A 21,338-nucleotide genomic window follows, 5' to 3' on the forward strand; every position below is an offset into this window, starting at 1 on the left:
TGCATGCACAATGCTGTAAACAAGATTAATAGACCGCCCAAATGATTGCCTATACCAACTTCAGTTTTCTTTCCATCAACCCATATCTTGGGTTTCGTAGAGGAATTCTGCCTGTTTATAGGCAAAACCTTATTCTATTTTTCGTTTGAGGAACCAAAAGTCTTTCAACGAAAGATTGACGTTCAGTGTATGGATTTGTTCCTCTACCAAGATGCCTTCTGTTGCGCCTCGAGCAGTAAATCCATATGAGATATTGAGACTTGAAAGGGTTCTATTGCCCAAGGGTATGCCCAGGCCCGCTGTGATTGTGTAAGAGTCTATAGGGTTATCGTTAATGGCCAGATAACCGGTATTGTAATTGAAGCCGGCCCTATATTGTATTCGCTTAGAAAACAAATAACTATTTTCATCTTGGACATACTGTAAGCCAATTGCGTATTCTTCCTCATCGATATATTCTCCAACATTATCTTTTTGTTCGGTGGCGTTCCACAAGGCAAGTGAATAATCCATTGAAATACCCAAGCCCTCTGTGGGCTGCCATAAGAGCCCTGTGTTTATTTTCATTGGCAATTTAAAGTCATCAATGTCCAAACCTTGTTCGTCTTCCACCACCGAAGGCGCAAAATCAAGAGTTCTCTGTATTCTTCTATCTTGGCTTCCAGATAAGATTGTGGGCAAATCTACACCCCACGCCAAGACCAGATCAGAAACCGGTTCGATCTGAAGTCCTAGGCCGAATCTCAAACCGTTGTAATAATTGGTCTCCTCAATATTGAGCCCTGTCTCATTCGCAAATCCAGGTCCTGAGACAAGCTCACGTTCATCAATAGACCCAAAAAGGTAAGAGGCATAAAATCCAAAACGCAAATAATCGGTCGCTCCGTAGCCATATGATAACCTTAGGTCGTTCAGTGCCCCAGACCCAAAGACATTAGCCGTGAAATTTTCTAAAGAACCTTCAATATTGCTCTCAATACCGATTAGGGAGTAGCCGACATCGCTAAAAGGAACGATTGAGAGACCGAATGCGCTTTTGGCATCTAAGTTGGCCGCGATCGCGATGTTGGAAAAACTGCCGGCCAGCCTATTTTCGGTAGAGCTTCGATTTGAAATGGCGCTCAATTCGGCTAGAAAACCGAAGTCATAGATAAAGGTTTTGTCACCTAGATCGCCATATGAAGCGGGGTTCAGATTGTTTATGAGCGATGCACCGCTCAGCGCGTACCCACCTCTGCCCAGGGCACTATTGATGCCTACATTGGAGTTGCTGTTCACACCAAGTCCAAAAAGGGAGTAGGGCGAACCTGTCAAGTTGTTGGTCTGGGCAGTCAAGACCTGCAAAGAGCATAAAAGGGGAAGCATTAAGAAATAACGGTGCCTACTCATCATAGATGGCGTATGTTATGATTACCCTGGCTTCAAAATCAGAGTTGGATTCTCCTTGTAGCACCACGCGGTTGACCGTTGCATTGAAATCTTCATTGAAGAGCACCAAAGAGGTTTCGGTATCCCGCTCCTCGGTCAACTTGCCATCCAAGAATATTCCAATGGGTATTTCATATCGGACGGTTCCAAATTCTTCCTCTTCACCCACGATCACGCCTTGTACAGCTCCGATCCCGGTTATGATTTCTTGTGCAATCACGTTGTTTCGGTCCAATATTCCTGTATTCAGGGTATCACGCACAGGGGTGTCTCCTGTATTGCTTACTTTCAGCGGCTTGATTTCAAGTTGGGCGTTCAAGATGGTTCCGGTACCCGGAATATCATAGAGTTTTTTAATCGTTGGGAAGACTATTTTTGTGGCGAATCCCGTGCCAGATTGAATGAAGGCCAAATCATCGATGGTGTCTGAAAATAGTTCATCCTCTTGGTCGACAAGACTGTCTAATGGACTGCCTTTGGTAGTTATATTGTTGAAGGAAACGGGGTTTTCAGGAAATGGATTGATAACCAAGTCTAAGGTCTCCTCAGAGTCCTCAAACTCCTCCGGAACGGAATAAAAAAAGCGCAGATAAGTGTTCTCTTGGTTTTTTGAAAATCCTATTACGCTGCCATTCTCATCGAGATTGGGTTGAAGCGTCAAACCGTTCAGCACATCCCTGAGATCTTGATTGTTGTTGATGTCATTTTCCGCTATCTTTTCGAAAATTTCTTGACCAAATTCAAAAGGCAATGAAATGTGCAGGGAATCTTCATCAATCGGTTCTGGCTCAAATGATCTTGATGCAATCGGTACCGAATCAAATTTTAGTCTGCTGGTATTATAAAAAAAGCCTTCTTCGGGTGTGACATCTTCCAATAGGCGATGCACATTGATTTGCATAAGCCTAGTGGTATCGTTATAGGAGTAGCCATCATAGCCCAAAATAAGGGCGACACTATCTAGCTCGGCATCTTCGGGCAAATCGTAAGGTCCAGTCACCGATTCTACCACGGGGGCCACCAATTCAAAGTAAGGCTCTGCCCTTACGGTTCCAAAATAGTCATCTATATATTGTCCATAGAGCAACCGAATGCTTTCTGAACTATTTATGCTATCAAACCGAAAAGTACTCATGCGTAGATCAAAGGTGTCGAGTACGATTACCCTAATGTTTGAGTTGACGAAATCTTGCCCTACTTCCAATGTCGGTATTTCACTGCTGTCAATTGAACAGGCGGCCACTAACAAACAGATAAGTGATGCAACAGCTAATCTCCCCATGTGGTGAATTAATTTTCAGCAAAGAAAATGGTATGCCTCTGGTAGTCGAACATTTTTATACCTACGGGCAAAATCTCTCTACAAACAAGACATATCTACCTACAGGTATAGTAAAGGTTCCGGTAGTCAAAATGACCTATTTGGTATAAAAAATTCTGGCATCGGTATAATTTATTTAACGACGATCAAGCTTGGGTTTAGTTTTGGCACAAATTTTAAATGTTGAATCGATATCTGGTATTGATGGCATTGCTTTTTATATCGTCAGAAGTATTGTCGCAAAATGTTGAAAGCGGCAATACCCTAGGATTTGATTATCGAACTATGCCCAGTTTTGGAAACCACCAATGGAACGCTATGCATTTTAGGGCAAACTACATTATTGAACTTGGATCAAAGACCGACATCGCGCTCTCAACTATGTACAGAAGTGATGACTTTACCTATTTCGGACTATCAGATATTGATGAATCAGCGTTTGAGGATCTGCACTCCGTAGACCTTCAAATCGGTTGGCAACAAAAATTAAAGAAAAACTGGACGCTCAATGTAAGCTTCATGCCCAGGGCCGCCTCAAATTTTTCCGCATCTATGTCGAATGAGGATTTTTTCTTCATGTATGGGGCAAATCTAACAAAGCAGTGGAAGGGCCAGAAAGGAGAATATTCGATTACCATGGGCCTTGAACAAAATACGCTATTGGGCAAGCCTAGATTGTTGCCAACGGTCTCGATGAAATTTGACGGATATGATACATGGGGGTACACTATTGGTTTTCCAAGTTCAAGCGTAAATGCCCGAGTGGGCGAGCGACATCTTTTTTTGGCTTCTGCGGTTTTGGAAGGACTGTATTTCAACAATTCTTCAGAGGGCATGCCAATGGTCTACGATCAGGTATACAATAGCTCGAAGTTAGCCTTTACGGGGCTTGATATTGGCCTGAGCCACAAGTATAGATTGCAGCCCAATATAACGACCCATGCGCGGGTCGGATTCTCTTTGTCAAATACATGGCAATTGCAAGATGGCGACACCAATGTCTTATATGACTTCAATGCTGACGAGACAATCTATTTTACTATGGGATTAACATATAACTTAAAACTATTTGCTGATGAGTAATCAAATAGACCTTACAAGATTGAATAAGAATCTTTTGAAGATTTTTCTTCCTCTTTTTATGGCGATGTCTTTCATATCCTGTTCAAGTGATGATGAAGACGATGAAAATATCGGAAACTGGGTTGACCGATCCATTTTTGATGGTACACCAAGAAGTGGAGCATTTGCCTTTACCATTGGCAATCTGGGCTACATGGGCACTGGCTTTGATGGAGACGACCGATTAACCGATGTATGGGTATATGATATGGAGGGTAATTTTTGGTCACAATTGGCCAGTTTTCCGGGTGTTCCAAGAAGCTCTGCAGTAGCCTTTACCATTGAGGGAAATGGTTATGTTGGGCTTGGGTATGATGGTGACGATGAACTGGGTGACTTCTATCGCTACAATGTGAATTCAAATACATGGGACAGCATTACGCCTTTTTCCGGTTCTGCGCGTAGGGGCGCTGTTGGGTTCAATTCTGAAACCCATGGTTACGTGGGCAGCGGCTTCGATGGCGACAATGACAAAAAGGATTTTTGGAAGTTCGACCCAGGTACGGATTCTTGGACTGAAATAGTGGGCTTCGGCGGCAACAAAAGAAGGGATGCCACTACATTCACCATTGGAAACAAGGTCTATTTTGGTACAGGAATCTCCAATGGTCTGAACCAAGAAGATTTCTGGGTGTTTGATATGGATTCTGAACAATGGAGCTCCTTACTTGACCTGGACGATGATGATGACAATTTTATACTAAGGAACAATGCCGTTGGCTTCAGCATAGGGGACAAAGGCTATTTTGCCACAGGGGATGCTGGTTTTGGCGCATCGGTAGATGTCTGGGAATATAACCCATCAACAGACCTTTGGGAAGAAAAGACAGAATATGAAGGAGCCACTAGACAAGGGGCGGTAGCATTTTACAATGGCACCCGGGCCTTTTTGGCACTGGGTCGCAGTGGTACGCTTTACCTTGATGACAATAGGGAATTCTTTCCTGACCAAGAAGAAGATGAGGATGATTAGCACTTTTTTCATGACTTCGTTGAGTATTTTGTTTAAGTGGGGGTACCGGTTTTCCAGGGTTTGGGAGACCGGTACTATTTTGTGAATGGTGAAGAGAAGACACATAACCGCCCTTTTCATCATTGGATTGGTGATGGTTTTGATAGGATATTTTTCAGACAAAAAAATCCAGCAAGATCTTGACGATGATAGATACCGTCTAGAAGTCATGGAAGATACGGTCAATGATGGTTGGTACTATGAAATATATTTTGAAAACCATCTGGCCCTTCGTCAGAAATTTATACCCAGCATCTCTGAAAAACGATTTTTTATCACGGAAAGAGATGCCAAGAAAACGGGTAGTCTGGTTCTTGAGCGATTGAAGAGCGGTAAGTCACCGACAATCTCAAAAGACGATTTGTATAAGCTGGGAATAACATTTTAAAAAAGAGTATCTTCTGTTTTTATAAACTTGGGATACATTGTTAAAGGTCAAAAAAATAAAAGAGTACTGGATTCATATCATTGCTTGGATTTGCATATTTTCCTTTCCGTTGAGTATTTCATACTTAGACTTGGGAGAAGTACAATTTGGAATGTTTTACAGAATGTTGCTCAATTTAGGGCTACTCTACTTAAACTATCTTGTACTGGTCCCGATTCTTCTCTTGAGAAAGAAAACGCTTCTTTATGTGATAAGCTCGATCTTGGTTTTGATTTTGTTCAATTTAGTGGCAAATTCAATGATGCCTTTTGCCCCTCCAATCGAAAGGTTCAGATCGGTTCTTGAAAAAGGTGATATGGTCAGGTTACGAAAAATGCCTCACTTTTTCTCTTCTATCATGTCATTGACTTTCTTTATGCTCGGGGCGGTTCTGGGGCTTGCCAAAGACTACTACAAAAGAGATAAGATCAATCGCCAGATAAAGGTACAGAGCAAAGAGACCGAACTACAGTTTCTAAAAGCCCAATTGAACCCACATTTTCTTTTCAATTCTTTGAACAGTATTTACTCTTTGGTAAGAAATGGTTCGAATGAGGCTCCTGAAGCGGTGATAACACTTTCTGAATTAATGCGCTATATGTTGTACGAAGCCCAAGAAGATCTAGTGCCTTTGGCCAAGGAAATTGAGTATATAAAGAACTATGTACATCTGCAATTGTATCGATTGTCTAATAGTGAGAATGTCAAACTAAAGATTTCAGGAGAGTACTCAGATAAAAAAATATCCCCTTTGTTGTTGATTCCCTTTGTCGAAAATGCTTTTAAATATGGAACCGATTTCAAGGGAAAAACGTATGTAGACATCAAAATCCAAATTTTTGATGATAGCTTGTTTTTTCAAGTGATAAATGGAATTGGAGCCTATCAAAAAGATGAACTGAGCTCAGGTATTGGGCTAACCAATATTCAAAACAGACTCGATCTTTTATATCCCAATGACCATCTCCTGAAAATTGACAAGAAGAACGGTTTCCATAGCGTACAATTAGAACTAAATCTAACGGCATGAATTGTATTATCATCGACGATGAGCCCTTGGCTTTGGGGATCATCAAGTCTTATTGTGAAGAGGTTGGCGGCATTCAAGTGCTTGACACGTATACCAATCCTTTAGATTCTGTGGAGATAATGCAGAGCGGAGAAGTTGATTTGGTTTTTTTGGATATTCAAATGCCGCAGATATCGGGCATAGAATTTGTGAAATCACTGGACAAGAAACCTCACTTCATCTTTACTACGGCATATCCGCAATATGCGATTGAGGGGTTTAACCTCAATGCGATCGACTATTTGGTAAAGCCAATTCCCTTTGTGCGTTTTGTCAAAGCGGTCAACAGGGTAAAAGAACGTATTGCATTGAAGGTCGGTTCGCATCAAAAAACGGGCAATGTGTCTTCAGCAGATGGCCTTATGAATGATAACAAATTCATTTTCGTGAAATCTGATTACGGAAATGTAAAAATTGAACTAGAAAATATAAGGTACATACAAGGACTTAAAGATTACCTCAAGATCAATGTTATCGACAGCAAGCCTATTCTTACCCTGATGAATTTCAAGGATATGGAAGATAAACTGGCAAGCAATGATTTTATACGGGTGCATCGATCATATATCATAAACGTAAACAGCATTGATTCTATTCAAAAGAGCAAAATCTTGATGCACGGTGAGAGGATTCCAATAGGTGAAAGTTTTAGAGAGGGTTTGATGAGAAGAATCGGGCTGCAATGACCTTAAGTGAAAGAACAAAGGCTTCCCAGACAAAATAGATTTACCGCTGTCTCAAAACACCCGATCTAACTATTTCCGATCAATCCAAGGCAAGATTATAGCCCGCCATAAGCTCTTTAAAATCAGCACTTCGTGTTTCAGCCACCAGCAAACGGTTGATCACATCAAATTGAGGGTGTGCCTTCGGCATGATAAAACTACGGTATTGCTTTTCGAAAGTGAGAGGTAAGAGCTGAACATTAGATTGCATCTGTCTGTTTCTTATCAAGTATTGTAGAGTGGTTCTATCATGGACCAACACCTCTATTTCTTTGTGCGACAGCGCCAAAAGGGCCATCTCGGCAGAACGATAGATCTGAAAGGGCTGTATGTCTTGGGCCTGTAAAAAGTCTGCGCCAGAACTACTGCCAACGACCCCGACCCTTTCTACCCCCTTAAGGTCTTCTAGACTGTTCACCTGCCCCTCGAGGCTATTAACGGTAAGGGTAGAGGCAATGGTGGCCGTGAAGCTTGAAATGATGATGACGGCCGTGAACATCCAAATAATGGCGATGGTCTTTCCGGCATTGGTTTTTGGGGCTTTGTCACCATAACCTACCGTGGTCATGGTCACCGCTGCCCACCAAAGACCATCGAATAGCCCTAAAATACCGGGACGAAACTGATACCTGTTGGCCCTTCGCTCTACAAACCAGAGAATGGTGCCAAAAGAAAGTAAGATCACCAGTAACAAAAGCACAACGTTTAAAAAATCTTTCGAAAAAAAGTTTTTTACAAAAATCTGGAACTGGCTCTGGGCCGATGAGGTGATGGCCACCCCGACACTCGACACATGAAAGGGCTGTGAAACGTTGAACCTTTCCATCCGCAATGGGGTATTGTAATATGGGTTGATGCCGATATCCAAATCGCCATAATCCAACGACCTGATGACCTCAACCGGATCACTGAACCGAATGTACTTGTAGGGAACATTCATTTCGGTGGCCAAACGTTCCCACAAATCGATCGAGAGACCAGAATGGTCTTTGTCTTCTTGTACGATCACAAATGGGGGACTCGTAAATACACCCACTCTTAGCGTATCGTTGGCCATTTGTGCCCGTACAATGCCCATCATCAACATCATTAGAAAAACCACTATGTTATATTTTGTAGTCACGTTGAATTCGATTGGTTGGTTACGGTCATTGAAAGAAATTTGACCAAGACCTGTATGAGGGTCAAATCTCTGTGCGAAAACCTTTCCTTCTCTTTTGCATAGGCACAAAAAATGGCATCAGCGCCATCTAGTTGCTTAAAAGGCACCAATAATAAGGAAGCATGGTCTTTGGGGTCTTTTCTGCCTATATATTGGATGGCTTCGGTTTCATGGTCGTTGATCAGCAGAGGGGTATCGGCGGATAGGGCATAGCTTTGCAAGTTCTCTTTTTCGTTGAACTCTTCTTTTCGTTCATGATAAAGCGCACCTTTTCGACCATAGCCCTTGAAATGCACTTCATTGGTTTTTACAAAACCAATTTCAAAGGCATCGAGGCCTGTTGGCAGGGTTACCAATTTTTTCAGAACGGGCAATACTTTTTCCCAAGGTTCATTTTTGGGGAGCTGAAGCAAAAGCCGGTTCAACATATAAAGATTGGTGCCGGTACTTTTCAATTCTTTTTCTCTATGTGCCAAGGCATCTGATTTGGCGGTCAATTGGGCCTGTTTGTCCTCAAGGGCCTTTTGCTTTTGAGAGAGTGCGCTAGAGAGATTTTTTGCTTTTGACCGACCCCATCGATACGTAATGTACCAAAAGGCAATCATGCCCATTACCAAAAGTAAACCCGTTCCCCACCAAGTGGTGTACCAAGCTTTTTTGACCACCATTGGAATCGATATAGGGTCACTCCAGCCATAACCCCCTGGTCTTTTGGCCCTGATGAAGAGAGTATACTGCCCCGATGTTAGGTCGCTCAGACGCATACTGGGCTCCCTGAAAGGCGCTGACCATTGTGCATGTTCTGAGGCTTCTTCAGAGAGTGATCGGCTCACCATTTTGTATTGGTATTGGATGCCTTTCGCAGGATAAGAAATGGTGGCCAGCCCAAACTGCACCTCTTCTTTATTAGATAGTGACAACCCTGAAAAGTCTACGGGATTGTTGTCGATATGGACACTTGTAATTCTGGGAGGGGCGGCGGCAAGGGGTTTTGGCCAGACCAATGTCGAGTGAACGGCACCTTCAGCGGTACCTACCCAAAGCGTTCCGTTTTCATCCATGGAAAGACATCGGTATGAGGCTATCTTTGAGGGAGTACCACTTTCTTCGTCAAATTGTACGTAATGGCCCGATGGATATAAATAAATAAGGCCGTCGGTATCGGTGGCCATCCAAACCCCGCTGTTGCCAAGGGCATGCACGGCACGAATCTCATTTGATGTAAACGGTCCCAAGTCTACCCGCTTTACGGTTTCGGTATCGTACTTGAGCAGGCCATCTGTGGTTCCCATCCAAACAATTCCGAGTGAATCAATAGAAAGGTCATGCACCTCAAAATTGGTGCTTACGTCTGGGGGCAAAGGCAAGCTTTTACTCTCAAAAGCATCGGCCTTTCTGTCGTATTTGAAAAGATAGGAGTCGGCTCCTATGCCGGCAGCATAAATCTCTGAGCGACCTCCTTCCCTGACGACAAGAATTCGAGAATTCAGCCCTTCATCGGCCCCATAGAACTTGAGCTGGCCATTTGATAGCAATTTTCCCACACCCCTCAAAGGCTTGTCAGATGGGGCCTGGCAAAACCAAATGTCACCAAAAGCATCGGCAGACATGAAGAACACCCCTCCTCCTCTTTTGTCCAAATCATAAGTGTGCCGTCTTTGTTGTTTCTCAAAAACCACAATTTCGGCATTGGCGGTGCCATAGTAGCTTTTTTTATCATAAACGCCCATGCCCGTTACCCTGTCTGCCCCTGAAATAGTACTGAACGACTTGGTGTTTTTATTCACATCTACTTGAAAGAGGTTTCCCTGCGAGATCAATACTTTATGGTCAATACCTGTGGCAATACTGAACACATTGTCATGGGGCATGCCATCTACAGCCTTGAAATAGTTGGTCTGCAACAGCCCCAAGCCAGTGGAGGAACCGACCCATATTTTTCCGCCCTTACGAAGCTGGTCTGAAGAAAAACCGATGCTATTGATTTTTTGAAAGGGAAGCTCTTCGACCCTATGCGGATCGTTTGAGCCAAATACTTTTTGAAGGCTGTTGCCATCTTCTAGAATGGTGAACAACGATTCACCTGAGGCAACAAAAAAAGTGCCTGCCAAATCACGCCCGATTTGGTCAAAGACCAAATCGGCGCTGATGATTTCATTCTGCTTTTTCAAGATGTTTCCTGATTTGATCGAATACCTTTCAATTTTAGCGCCCACCAAAAAGAGGTAATCTTCACCCACAAAAAAATGTCTTACGTCGCCAGACCTTAAAATATTGATAAAAGTGTTTATCGAGCTGTCGAAGATGAAAAGACTTCCATTTGACGCAAGGGCCCATAGGGTCTGGTTTCCATCTTCACCAAAAAAGATGTGGTCATGTCTTTTTGGCAAGGGGTATTTGTCAAGAATAGTACCATTTGAATCAATTTTCACAATGCCCACCTCAGGAGAATTTACCCAAAGATGCTTTTTGGAATCTATGAACAGATGATCGGCATAGCCTATTTCTGTTCCCTCACCAATGGCCGCAAGGGGAACAATTATGGCGTTGTCTTCTTCGTAATATAGCTTGAAGATGCCCGAGTCATTTGAAAAGACGACAGTATCTTGATTTTTGGAAACAATAGATCGAATATGCCTGCTTTTCAGTGACAGGTTGAAGTCTTGAAAGTTTTGGCCATCAAAGCGGTACAGGCCATTGTCAGAGGCGATCCAAATAAAACCTTTGTTGTCTTCCAAGGTCTGGTTCACTTTTTTAAAGGGGGTTTGATCCCCATCATAGAAAGTGTACCTGAAATTTTGGCCAAATAGAACTGTACTGGTCAGTAAGGCTACAAAGAACAATATGGAACAGTGGTATTTCATGGTCGGTCACCTTTTCAAGATATGAAAAAAAGAAATGTGGGGGCAACGCGCTTTTTTTGGCAATGGTTCAAATGCCAACAGTATTGATATTTTGACCCGGATCATTGGTGTGGCAGACCGTACCATCGTTTGACCTGAACATTGGTATTGGCCGTGGGAAAAGGGATAGTGAATACGACCATTTTTTGATTAATGGCCTTTTATTGTGGGCAGCAAAACATGCAATTGCCACATGCGGCCACAATGGCAAAATTGAGAATAGCTAAATCACACGAAACGAGTCGTTTATGGGTTTTTGTTCTTTTGTTTCCATTCTTTGATAAGTACCATGAGATTCATTATATTGGGCTTTTGCAACGAACCTGAACAAAGCCATTAGGCTTAGGCAACCACAGACTGCTTTTACGTATAAAAGGGCAATCAGTACAAAAACCATTAATTCAATAAATAGTAAACGAACGACCATGTCAAAGACCCACCGACCCGTAATAGAATTGAACAAAAGTGGCGATGTGACGCCATCAAAGATCGAGGTAATCAAAAACCTCATTTTTGGCGAGCAAATAGAAGCCTATGATGCCGAGTTTGAAAAACTCAAACAAGACATAATAGCCAAGAAAAAAGTATTGAACGAGCTTATTGAAGAGGTCAAGACAGAAGTCTCCCAATCGATAGACAATGTTTCCACAGACCTGAATATTCGAATCACCGAAGTAGAGCAAAATCTTGGGAACAAGGTAGAAGAACTCCAATCAGAAGCGGTCAACAAAGAAATGCTGGGCAAACTTTTGATTGATTTGGGTGAAAAAATCAAGAAAAAATAACCATCACAAGTTCATTGTAATGGATGAAAAAGACAGGCTCGAGATTATAAAAGACATACTGTTCACCGACGATCGGGAGTACATTGAAAAAATTTCAGAAAGAATAGCACTGCTCGAAAAAACGGTCAATGAACAAGAACGCCTGTCTTCAAAGGTTGACCCCATTATAGAAAACCAGCTCGAAGAATTCACCAAGAGCATTCCGACCACATTGGGGCCGACCATTACCGAAACCCTAAGGGAACAGATTCGAACACAAAGAGATGAGGTGGTCGATGCGCTTTTTCCCATTTTGGGCAAGATGATCAAAAAATACATAGCCCAAGAGATTAAGGCACTTTCAGAAAAAATTGATAGCCAATTCGATTTTATTTCTAAATGGAAGATAAGGCTCAGAGCCTTGTTCAGTGGCAAAAAGAAAAAAGAGCTGCTCTTGCAACAGCTCTCATCGGCCAAGATAGAACAAGTGTTGTTGATAGAAAAAGACTCGGGCATTCTCAAAGCAAGCTATTCAAAAACCAAGACCATTGATGAAGAGATGGTTTCGGGCATGTTGACCGCGATCAAATCATTTGTCGAAGATGCGTTCAACCAACAGAACCAAAACCTTGAGCTTATTGAGTATGAACTTTATCAGATACATCTTCAGAGCTTTGTCACCCATTATATGGCAGTGGTCATTTCTGGGCCATACGGCCTAAAATCAAAGAACAAACTTCAAGATCTCATTTTCGATTTTTACAACCGATATATGGCAATGAACGTCGATTTGGTAGTTGATTTTCCAATTCTTGAAAAGAAGACCAAAAAAGCGGACAAAAGAACAATAGAAAAAGAATTGGCCTCAAGTTTCGGCAATGCAAAAATCTAAGAAAATTGTCATCTTAGGCCATTTTGGCGTGGGCAAGACCTCGCTGATCAGAAGATTTGTGAAAAATAGCTTTTCTGATAAGTACAAGGTCACCATTGGGGTACACATCTCAAAAAAAGTGGTTGAGGTCGGATCTGACGAATCTATTTCAATGATTTTGTGGGATTTGGAAGGAACCGATGATATCAGAATGATTCGAAACCCATACCTTCTGGGTACGCATGGAGCTTTCTTTGTCTTTGATGTCAATCGGCCATCGACTTTTCAGAACATACAAGAAGACCTTTCGGTGTTATCGGAAAAAATGCCCGATGTTCCCCTTTTGATCATTGGCAACAAGGTAGATCTTGTAGATCAAGATGATTTAAATCTCCTTTTGAAAGAAAACGATATTTCTTTTGACTTTCTTACAAGTGCCAAGACAGGTGAATGGGTAGAAGATGCGTTTCTGCAAATGGCAACCCTTTTAAAAGATGCTTGAGCGTTACAAACAGCAATACATTGGCAAGAACATTCAATTTGTTTTTGTGGACGATGACGGTACGGTAAGAGAAAGCGACCAAACCATTTTTCGTTTTCAAATAGGTTTTCGCATTGCCGAGGTCCATCCGTTTTTTGAAACGCTTTCTTTCTTGGAAGGTATACAGGAAAATGAGTTTTCGTTCAATTGCGTACATCTCGAAGTTGATGACAATGAGCATATTGTCGATATAAGGGTTGTTGGGCAAGAGGCTGGAATATTGATGGTCATAATCGACCATACCCAATATTATCAAGAGTATCAGACCGTTGCACAGGCAAGAAATGAATCGATTATAAAAGCTGAGCTCATTGTATTGAAAAATAAGGAGCTCGAAGAGCGTGAACGGTTCAAGAACAGGTTTATCCAAAATTTCAGCCATGAGCTTAGAAATCCACTTACGGGCATAGTTTCCATTACCAATATATTATCGGCAACTGATTTGAACGTTCAGCAACGACAACTACTTGACTTTCTCAAAGAGGCCAATACCAACCTCAAATCAATGCTCGAAGATATCTTGAGCATCAGCATGATGGCTTCGGGAAAACTGGCATTGAAAGAAAAAGCGTTCAAGCTTTCAAGTCTGCTCGAACTTCTAGAGTTCACCTATGGCAATAGGGCAAAGAACAAAGGGCTGCAATTCTCGGTTGATGTAGATGAAAGATTACCTGAATATGTAGAGGGCGACCGATTGCGACTGTACCAGGTATTGACCAACTTACTTGAAAATGCGGTTAAATATACAGAAAGCGGCACGGTTTCGCTTACCGTTCATGTAAATCAAAAAAGGGCCAACAAGGTCAGTCTGCATTTTGAAGTCTCTGACACGGGCATGGGTATTTCGCCAGAAAACCATGTACTTATTTTTGAAAGCTTTTCACGCCTTGACCGATATGACAACAAAGGAGGGGTAGGGATCGGCCTTACCATTGTAAAAGGACTTTTAGAATTGATGGGCAGCGAAATTAAAATGGAATCACATCTTGAAAAAGGCACAAGATTCTACTTTGACCTTACCCTGAAATATCCTTTGTATTCAATTAAAAAATCACTTATCAAGTCTAAAGGCCGCATCGTAGAAAACACCATTTCAAAAAGGGATAAGAAATATAGGCTATTGTTGGTCGAAGACGACGAACGTGTGCAGATGACGCTTTTTAAAATTTTAGCGGACACGGAGCACTTTTATATAGAACTGGCAAATGATGGGGCACGCGTGATTGAAGAAGTGATCAACAATACTTATGACTTGATCGTGATGGACGTGAACCTGCCCAATGCTTCAGGTGACCATCTCACCCATATAATACGCGAATTGCCCTTTGGCAAGGTTCGAGACGTTCCTATTATTGGCATTACCGCGAACGCATTCGATGAAGATATCAAAAGGTATTTGAGAGTGGGCATGAATCAGGTGATTACCAAACCCTTTGAAGCGCATAAACTGCTCGAGGCCATTTACAACTATTTGAAATGACAAGGTTGTTGTAGGAAAAATACGAATAACTATGCATTTCATCGATGATTATACGCATTTTGTCGATAAGGCAAAGTTGTCTTTCCGTTCTTTCTTCCATTTATGAGCACCATGTTAGATTTAGATGCTTTTAGCTTTTCAAGGTGAAAAAGCCAATCAACAACCAAAACCAATGACATGGATTTTCCCTTTTTGACAGAGATTTTTTTCATCATCAGTTTGCTGGCATTTCTTATCGCCATGTTTATCATACTGCCGACATTGATCAATGATAGAAAGGGAAAAGGGCACCGAAAAAAAAAAGAAACACCTTTAGCCCACAGAATTGAGGGAGGCAAAAAAATGAAATATGCGATTGTTCGCCTAAAGCAGTAAGGCATAGGGTCAAGCTGTATGGACACTAACCATAGTTTACCCTTTGATCGGCCTAGGCTCAAAACTCTTCTGAGATAGCGACAATTGATTCACCCCATTGTTGATGTCGATGAAATTGGCATTGATTTTTGAGTTGGTTGGTTGATTTGGGCCCCGTCAAGGGGCCTTTTTTTAACTTTTAATGGCACATAGAATGAATACCGAACACGAGAACGAATCATTGTTTATTGGGGCTACGTTCAGTTGCGACCTCCCAAAAGGGCATGGTAAGAGATTACCAAACAAGATTCCATTTGGCACCTATAACGAACACGGGAAAGAAAACCATAACCACGGGTTGAACAATGAAGAAAACATTTGAAAGATTGCTATTGTTGTTTTTCGTGATGGCCGCACTCTTGAACCTTTGTTGCCTGTTGTTCAAATGACATAAAGAGGTAAGATTACCAATATTTGTGACGTTACTTGATCATCCGCCCATCCAACAAATTGATAATCCTTGAGCCATAGGCCGCATTCTTCTCAGAGTGGGTCACTTGAATAATGGTCACCCTGTCTTCTTCATTTAACCTTTTAAAGAGCTCCATAATCTCTTCGCTCTGTTGTGAGTTGAGGTTGCCTGTAGGTTCGTCGGCCAAAATCAACTTTGGTTTAGAAATTAAGGCCCTGGCAACCCCTACCAATTGTTGTTGTCCGCCGCTTAACTGGGCCGGGAACAAATCTTTTTTGCCCACAATATTGAAACGGTCCAGCATATCGCCGACCATGGCCTTGCGTTCTGAGCCTTTAAATTTTTTGTAAAGTAGGGGCATTTCCAAGTTTTCATAAACGGTCAGATCATCCAATAAATGGTATGATTGAAAGACAAAGCCTATATATTCTTTATACAGATTCGAGCGGTGCTTTTCTTTTAAGGTATGTACAGACTCGTTCAAAAAATGATATTCTCCCTCATCAAACCGATCCAGCATTCCGATGACATTGAGAAGCGTTGATTTTCCAGAACCCGAAGGTCCCATGATGGAAATAAACTCCCCTTCCTCAACGGATAGATTGATGTCTTTCAATAAGAATATACGTTGGCCACCCGAGTTGACCCATTTAAAGATGTTTTTTAATTGTAGTAGCATGGTACTCTATTTTAAATATGTTATTCATCCCTTAAAGATTCTACGGGATTTACTATTGCCGCCCTAAAACTTTGCCAGCTTACTGTTAACAACGCGATTGTCAATGCAGTAATTCCGGCTAAAGCAAATACCCACCAGTCAAGGTTTGTTTTATAGGCAAAACCCTCTAACCATTGGTTCATGGCATACCATGATACCGGTACTGCAATAATAAATGCTAAGCCTACCCATTTCACAAAATCTTTGTTTAACAAAGAAAGTATTTGGGTTATTGTTGCTCCGTTGACCTTTCGCACGCCAATTTCCTTCTTCCGTCGAATAACGGTATAAGAAGTAAGTCCAAACAATCCCATCGAAGCGATTAAAATGGACAAAATGGTGAAAATCTGAAATGCCGTGCCAAAGGCTTTGTCGTCTTTGTATTGGGCTTCAAAGTTTTCATCAAGAAAAGTGTATTTGAAAGTACTTTGGGGAAATATTTCCTTCCAAGTGTCCTCAATCTGCACCATGGCTTCCCCTAGGCCATCAGCAATCACAGCTTTTTGATTCAGTTTTGCAAGAATGTTACTAGAACTGGAGCCATATCGCAAAATCATGGGCTCAATACCCGTTTTCAATCCGAAATGGTGATAGTCCTTTAAAACTCCTACAATGGTCCAATCTTGATTCCAGAATCGTACAGTTTTTCCAATAGCTTCTTTCGAATCTGAAATTCCCATAAAACGAATGAATTTTTCATTCATGACAATGTCATTGCCAAGACCTTGGGAATTTTCCCTAAAGGGTTTGCCTGCGGCAAATTCAAAACCCATCAATTCAAAATATTTGGGGCTTACGGCGTAATTATAGGTGATACGTTTATCGTCTCTTCTTCCATCAGGAAAGGTAATTCCCGCACTAGAACCTAAATCTTCATATCTGCCGCCAGGAAAGGTGTTTGCAGTAGCTGTTTGTTCTATAAAAGGCAGGTTTTGCAATTTATCCTTAAACGTTTTTATCCCCTGAACAATAGTGGAATCAGAGCTTGAATTGAGCACTTGCCAATGTAGGGCGACCACTTGTTGCAAATCTGTACCTGTTGGTTGGTTTTTCAGAAAACCAATTTGCTTGCTGATCATTATGGTTCCCACTATTAAAACAATAGTCGCGAAAAATTGACCTATAATCAGTGCTTTTCTGATGTTAAGTCCCAAGGAGGATGAGTGAACCTTGCCCTTTAGTGTTTTGGTTGGAGTATAGCCACTTAGCACAAAGGCCGGATATATCCCTGACATGGCCGCTCCTAATAGGATTAGACCAAAAAGGGGCAATATTTGGGCAAAGTTTGGAATTCCGAAAGACAGCTCTTTTCCAATAAACGCATTGTAGGATGGCAAGAATACAATGACAATACCGATTGCAATGGCAATGGCAATAAAGTTCAGCAAAAGCGACTCCAACAACGATTGTATGATGATTTGTGGTTTCTGGGCCCCTGCTACTTTTCGAATGCCTGTTTCCTTAGCTCGTTCTATTGATTTGGCCGTAGAAAGATTAATGTAATTCAACCATGAAAGAACTATGATAATCAACCCGATTGCAAATAGGAACCGAACCCTTAGGATGCTCCCGTTTGCCTCTGCCTCATAAGGCTTGTTGGAATATAAATGAATGTCTTCCAAAGGTTCAATATTATGCCTTTCGAAGGGCAAGGCCTCTATTTTGAAATCCTTTATTTTTTGTTGCAGTTGCCGGGCATTCGTCTTTGGGTCAATGCTGAGAAAAGTATAATAGACATTTTGGTTCCAAGTATATTCCCAATCCCTCTCAAAAGCATCCCAAGCTCGAAAAGTGCTAAACGAAACTAAAAAATCGTTCTTGATATGTGTTTGTCGGTTGTTTTCTTTTAGAATTCCCGTGATAGTAAAAGAAGGGCTGTTTCCATTATGCAGTTTTAGTGATTTGCCCATAGGTTCCTCATTGCCAAATAATTTCTTGGCCAAAGATTCTGTTAAGACCATGGAGTAGGGTTCGGTTAAGGCATTTTGTGCATTCCCTTGTCTTAACTTAAGGTCAAAAAGCTCTAAAAAAGAAGGATCGGCCAAAGACCCTTTGTTGTGCTCATAGATTTCATTGTCTTTTAGGAGCACAATACCGTTAAAATAGCGCAGCCTTGCATAATCAAATATTTCAGGAAAATTTTCCTTTAAGGTTTCCCCCGTTACGATATAGCTATTGGCATCCCCTGCGACCCATTTATCCCCTTCAAGGTAGTCCATGTAGGCCCTGTAAATGTTTTCAGAACCATCAAAAGTGTCATAGCTTTCTTCATGGTTGACATATAACATTATCAGTATAAAACAAGCGGTGCCGACAGCCAGACCAAAGATATTTATGAAAGAATACAGCTTGTTTTTGAGCAAATACCTCGTAGCGATTTTCAAGAATAGTTTGTACATGGCTTATTATTATTCTGTCCGTAAACTTTTCACCGGATTCGCTACAGCGGCTTTTATGCTTTGGTAGCTAACCGTAAGCTGAGCAACGTTAAGTCCAAAGGTGTTGAGAAATGTAATAAAGGATTGATTTTTTAACATGATTGTTTGTTTTAATGATTGAAATGACTTTTTACTCCGTCCTTAAACTCTTTATAGGGTTTGTTTGTGCCGCTCTAAGTGTTTTATATCCTATTGTAAGCACGGTGATTAGAATTACGCCTGTAATGGCAAGGGCAAAAATCCACCAAGACAGCTGGGTGTGATATTTATAATTCTCAAGCCATCGATTCATTAAAAGCCAAGCAATTGGCGAGGCGATGGCCCCCGCAACCAAAATCATCAGCAGGAAATCTTTGGCCAATAGCGCCAAAATGTTACCTAGACTGCTTCCCAAGACCTTTCGAATACCGATTTCCTTTGTTTTTTGGGTTATAAAGAAACTTATTAGGCCATAAACCCCCAAACAGCCTATTAGAATGGCCAGTGCTGAAAAAACCTTGGTCAACGACAGAAATTGTTGCTCCGCTTCATATTGCTCTGCCACCCTATCATCTAGAAACTCGTAGTCAAAGACGAAATCGGGAAATAATTTTAACCATTCCTTTTCAATACCTGATAGAATTTTTGAGGCTTGACCCAAGTTAATATTTATTGCAAATTCACTGTAATAATCTTCAATGGGTGCGATAAAAACCGGACTGATGTTTTCAACAAATGATTCATTATGAAAGTCTGAGATCACTCCGACGATTTTCGATTGTACATTGCCTCCATTAATTTCCAATTTCCTTCCAAGTAGTTCATTTACATTGGAAACACCAACTTTTTCGGCGAAGGTTTTATTGACCAAAACTTCGTCAACGGTATCTTTTTCCATGAAATTTCGACCGGCCAAAATAGGAATTTCGAATGTACCGACATAATCACTGTCAGCTGCTTTGACCTGTATATTGAATTCTTCATCTTCTGGTTTATTGTTGTATCGAACACTAGTACCCCAGTTTCTGTTGCTAGCACCAGGTGAAGCGAAACAAGTAGTTATCTTTTCTACGCCCACAAGGTTTGAAATGCGTTCTTTCAAACCTTTTAACTGTATGCCCTCAACATTGTCATTTGGAATTTCAACCATAACAATGGAGTTTTTCTCATACCCCAAATCTGAAGAGATGGCATATTCAATTTGTTGGTTGATCACTATAGTACCAACAATCAAAACAATTGCAATGACAAACTGGGTAATCACTAAGGTTTTACGTGTTATCGAACGACCCATGTCTTTAGTGGAAAGCTGATTTTTTAAGGCTAAGATTGGAGCTACCTTGGCCAGCAGCACTCCAGGGTAGCTGCCTGCAAGAAAAGTAACCAAGAGCAATAGCAACATTAAGAATCCTATGAACCTAACATCCAACATGTTTTTTAATGAAAGGGATAGATCAAATAGGGAATTAAACCATGGTAGCACCAAAAAGCATATGCCAATACCAACTAACAAAGCCAAAAAACCGGTCAGTAAGGTCTCTACCATGAATTGCCAAAACAATTGGTTTTTTAACCCGCCAACAACCTTGCGCAAACCCACTTCCTTTGAACGGTAAAAGGATTGTCCGGTTGAAATATTGATGAAGTTGATACAGGCCATTCCCAAAATGAAAAGGCCTATCAAAGAGAATATCCAGAGCGTTTTTCTGTTCACATTACCTCCGTACTTTGTGTTTAGATGAATATCGGCTAAGGGCTGAAGTTTATAAACATGTTTATTTTTTGATTTTGGTCTAAACTTCTTTGGATATTCAGTAAGATTCCTTTCAATTGCAGCAATATCTTGATTGGGATGTAGCAAACCGAAACACATGAGATTCGAAGTGATTCCTCCCCAACTCTCACTGGCAACAAAATCAAAAAAAGAAGATATTGTTGCAAATGAAACGAAGACTTTACCAGTGAACATAGTGGTTTCAGGGAATTGTTTCAATACCCCTGTAATGGTAATGAGCTCGGTATTTCCAAGCAAAAAGCTCTTTCCAATAGGATTTTCATGCCCAAACAGCCTAAGGGCCATATCCTCAGTTATAACTGCCGTATTTGGTTCAGTAATTGGAACATCACCGGAACCGTTTACCAAAGGGAAATTGAATATTTTAAAGAAATCTGCTTCCACAAACCGCAATTCGTCATCTAACTTTATTTTTAAGTTGCGGTCTTCAATGGTTAAAACTTCATCGCCCCAATATATCATTTTCGCCATTTTGGTGGCGTAAGTGTAGTCTTTCTTAAAGGCATTCGAAAATCCGGGGGGAACAGAAGCAGTATGCGTAATTATATCCGTTTGCTGTTCAGTAACGAACCTAAAAATACGTTCACTGTTGTGATGGAATTTATCATAGCTTAAATGATGGTTGACAAATAAAAATATCAGTGTTGCACATCCAAAACCTATTGCCAGGCCAAGAATGTTGATCAGTGAGAACACTTTTCTTTTTAGGAGACTCCTCCATGCTATTTTTAATTGGTTTTTAAACATGATTTTGTCT

18 protein-coding genes are annotated in these 21,338 nt (G+C 41.2%); 11 read left to right on the forward strand and 7 right to left on the reverse strand.

What is annotated here, in order from left to right; translation table 11 throughout:
- Positions 1-129: 129 nt before the first annotated feature.
- Both L0P89_RS07985 and L0P89_RS07990 read right to left on the reverse strand, forming a co-directional pair.
- A complete protein-coding gene (locus L0P89_RS07985) occupies positions 130-1,392 on the reverse strand; it encodes a hypothetical protein (protein WP_235267877.1) in 1,263 nt (420 codons plus the stop codon).
- Positions 1,382-2,710: a DUF4270 family protein gene (locus tag L0P89_RS07990; RefSeq protein WP_235267878.1), complete on the reverse strand. Its 1,329-nt coding sequence runs from the start codon at positions 2,708-2,710 to the stop codon at positions 1,382-1,384. Before L0P89_RS07990 ends, L0P89_RS07985 begins: the two co-directional genes overlap by 11 nt.
- Positions 2,711-2,953: 243 nt before the next feature.
- Between L0P89_RS07990 and L0P89_RS07995 the strand changes: the two genes are divergently transcribed.
- From L0P89_RS07995 to L0P89_RS08015, 5 genes are all read left to right on the forward strand, one after another.
- Positions 2,954-3,832, forward strand: coding sequence for a DUF6268 family outer membrane beta-barrel protein (locus tag L0P89_RS07995; protein ID WP_235267879.1), 879 nt, complete (start codon positions 2,954-2,956; stop codon positions 3,830-3,832).
- Positions 3,825-4,844, forward strand: coding sequence for a Kelch repeat-containing protein (locus tag L0P89_RS08000; protein ID WP_235267880.1), 1,020 nt, complete (start codon positions 3,825-3,827; stop codon positions 4,842-4,844). The genes L0P89_RS07995 and L0P89_RS08000 overlap by 8 nt, the downstream gene beginning before the upstream one ends.
- A gap of 85 nt (positions 4,845-4,929) precedes the next feature.
- Positions 4,930-5,271 (forward strand): DUF4907 domain-containing protein, encoded by a 342-nt coding sequence (locus tag L0P89_RS08005; protein WP_235267881.1) that lies wholly within the window; start codon positions 4,930-4,932, stop codon positions 5,269-5,271.
- 37 nt (positions 5,272-5,308) lie between these two features.
- Positions 5,309-6,340, forward strand: a complete 1,032-nt coding sequence (locus L0P89_RS08010) for a sensor histidine kinase (RefSeq protein WP_235267882.1) — start codon at positions 5,309-5,311, stop codon at positions 6,338-6,340.
- Positions 6,337-7,065, forward strand: coding sequence for a LytR/AlgR family response regulator transcription factor (locus L0P89_RS08015; protein WP_235267883.1), 729 nt, complete (start codon positions 6,337-6,339; stop codon positions 7,063-7,065). Before L0P89_RS08010 ends, L0P89_RS08015 begins: the two co-directional genes overlap by 4 nt.
- A 79-nt stretch (positions 7,066-7,144) precedes the next feature.
- On the opposite strand, the gene L0P89_RS08020 is transcribed toward L0P89_RS08015, so the two are convergent.
- The gene (locus tag L0P89_RS08020) at positions 7,145-8,227 is read right to left on the reverse strand and encodes an ion channel (RefSeq protein WP_235267884.1); all 1,083 of its coding nucleotides are present in this window, start codon (positions 8,225-8,227) and stop codon (positions 7,145-7,147) included.
- Positions 8,224-11,130, reverse strand: coding sequence for a hypothetical protein (locus L0P89_RS08025; protein WP_235267885.1), 2,907 nt, complete (start codon positions 11,128-11,130; stop codon positions 8,224-8,226). The genes L0P89_RS08020 and L0P89_RS08025 overlap by 4 nt, the downstream gene beginning before the upstream one ends.
- Positions 11,131-11,594: 464 nt before the next feature.
- On the opposite strand from L0P89_RS08025, the gene L0P89_RS08030 reads away from it, so the two are divergent.
- The 6 genes from L0P89_RS08030 to L0P89_RS08055 all read left to right on the forward strand — a co-directional run bounded on the left by L0P89_RS08030 (position 11,595) and on the right by L0P89_RS08055 (position 15,561).
- Entirely contained in the window at positions 11,595-11,954 is a 360-nt protein-coding gene (locus L0P89_RS08030; RefSeq protein ID WP_235267886.1) for an apolipoprotein A1/A4/E family protein, read from the forward strand.
- A 19-nt stretch (positions 11,955-11,973) separates the two neighbouring features.
- On the forward strand, positions 11,974-12,825 hold the full coding sequence (locus tag L0P89_RS08035) for a cell envelope biogenesis protein OmpA (RefSeq protein WP_235267887.1): 852 nt from the start codon (positions 11,974-11,976) through the stop codon (positions 12,823-12,825).
- A complete protein-coding gene (locus tag L0P89_RS08040; RefSeq protein WP_235267888.1) occupies positions 12,812-13,306 on the forward strand; it encodes a Rab family GTPase in 495 nt (164 codons plus the stop codon). Before L0P89_RS08035 ends, L0P89_RS08040 begins: the two co-directional genes overlap by 14 nt.
- Positions 13,299-14,825: an ATP-binding protein gene (locus L0P89_RS08045; RefSeq protein ID WP_235267889.1), complete on the forward strand. Its 1,527-nt coding sequence runs from the start codon at positions 13,299-13,301 to the stop codon at positions 14,823-14,825. The genes L0P89_RS08040 and L0P89_RS08045 overlap by 8 nt, the downstream gene beginning before the upstream one ends.
- 177 nt (positions 14,826-15,002) lie before the next feature.
- Entirely contained in the window at positions 15,003-15,200 is a 198-nt protein-coding gene (locus L0P89_RS08050) for a hypothetical protein (protein WP_235267890.1), read from the forward strand.
- Between the two features lie 193 nt (positions 15,201-15,393).
- Positions 15,394-15,561, forward strand: coding sequence for a hypothetical protein (locus L0P89_RS08055; protein ID WP_235267891.1), 168 nt, complete (start codon positions 15,394-15,396; stop codon positions 15,559-15,561).
- Positions 15,562-15,661: 100 nt separating this feature from the next.
- On the opposite strand, the gene L0P89_RS08060 is transcribed toward L0P89_RS08055, so the two are convergent.
- The 3 genes from L0P89_RS08060 to L0P89_RS08070 form a co-directional block, all read right to left on the reverse strand.
- Entirely contained in the window at positions 15,662-16,330 is a 669-nt protein-coding gene (locus tag L0P89_RS08060; RefSeq protein ID WP_235267892.1) for an ABC transporter ATP-binding protein, read from the reverse strand.
- Between the two features lie 20 nt (positions 16,331-16,350).
- Positions 16,351-18,768, reverse strand: coding sequence for an ABC transporter permease (locus L0P89_RS08065; RefSeq protein WP_235267893.1), 2,418 nt, complete (start codon positions 18,766-18,768; stop codon positions 16,351-16,353).
- 169 nt (positions 18,769-18,937) lie between these two features.
- On the reverse strand, positions 18,938-21,328 hold the full coding sequence (locus L0P89_RS08070; RefSeq protein ID WP_235267894.1) for an ABC transporter permease: 2,391 nt from the start codon (positions 21,326-21,328) through the stop codon (positions 18,938-18,940).
- Positions 21,329-21,338: the final 10 nt, after the last annotated feature.

Origin of the sequence: Muricauda sp. SCSIO 65647 (assembly GCF_021534965.1) — a bacterium.
Classification (GTDB): domain Bacteria; phylum Bacteroidota; class Bacteroidia; order Flavobacteriales; family Flavobacteriaceae; genus Flagellimonas_A.

Excerpts from the sequence above, each read along its gene's own strand:
- L0P89_RS08065 (WP_235267893.1), bottom strand. The coding sequence starts at position 18,768 with ATGTACAAACTATTCTTGAAAATCGCTACGAGGTATTTGCTCAAAAAC.
- L0P89_RS08040 (WP_235267888.1), top strand. The coding sequence starts at position 12,812 with ATGCAAAAATCTAAGAAAATTGTCATCTTAGGCCATTTTGGCGTGGGC.
- L0P89_RS07990 (WP_235267878.1), bottom strand. The coding sequence starts at position 2,710 with ATGGGGAGATTAGCTGTTGCATCACTTATCTGTTTGTTAGTGGCCGCC.
- L0P89_RS08060 (WP_235267892.1), bottom strand. The coding sequence starts at position 16,330 with ATGCTACTACAATTAAAAAACATCTTTAAATGGGTCAACTCGGGTGGC.
- L0P89_RS08070 (WP_235267894.1), bottom strand. The coding sequence starts at position 21,328 with ATGTTTAAAAACCAATTAAAAATAGCATGGAGGAGTCTCCTAAAAAGA.
- L0P89_RS07995 (WP_235267879.1), top strand. The coding sequence starts at position 2,954 with ATGGCATTGCTTTTTATATCGTCAGAAGTATTGTCGCAAAATGTTGAA.
- L0P89_RS08000 (WP_235267880.1), top strand. The coding sequence starts at position 3,825 with ATGAGTAATCAAATAGACCTTACAAGATTGAATAAGAATCTTTTGAAG.
- L0P89_RS08015 (WP_235267883.1), top strand. The coding sequence starts at position 6,337 with ATGAATTGTATTATCATCGACGATGAGCCCTTGGCTTTGGGGATCATC.
- L0P89_RS08030 (WP_235267886.1), top strand. The coding sequence starts at position 11,595 with ATGTCAAAGACCCACCGACCCGTAATAGAATTGAACAAAAGTGGCGAT.
- L0P89_RS07985 (WP_235267877.1), bottom strand. The coding sequence starts at position 1,392 with ATGATGAGTAGGCACCGTTATTTCTTAATGCTTCCCCTTTTATGCTCT.
- L0P89_RS08050 (WP_235267890.1), top strand. The coding sequence starts at position 15,003 with ATGGATTTTCCCTTTTTGACAGAGATTTTTTTCATCATCAGTTTGCTG.
- L0P89_RS08025 (WP_235267885.1), bottom strand. The coding sequence starts at position 11,130 with ATGAAATACCACTGTTCCATATTGTTCTTTGTAGCCTTACTGACCAGT.
- L0P89_RS08005 (WP_235267881.1), top strand. The coding sequence starts at position 4,930 with ATGGTGAAGAGAAGACACATAACCGCCCTTTTCATCATTGGATTGGTG.
- L0P89_RS08035 (WP_235267887.1), top strand. The coding sequence starts at position 11,974 with ATGGATGAAAAAGACAGGCTCGAGATTATAAAAGACATACTGTTCACC.
- L0P89_RS08045 (WP_235267889.1), top strand. The coding sequence starts at position 13,299 with ATGCTTGAGCGTTACAAACAGCAATACATTGGCAAGAACATTCAATTT.
- L0P89_RS08055 (WP_235267891.1), top strand. The coding sequence starts at position 15,394 with ATGAATACCGAACACGAGAACGAATCATTGTTTATTGGGGCTACGTTC.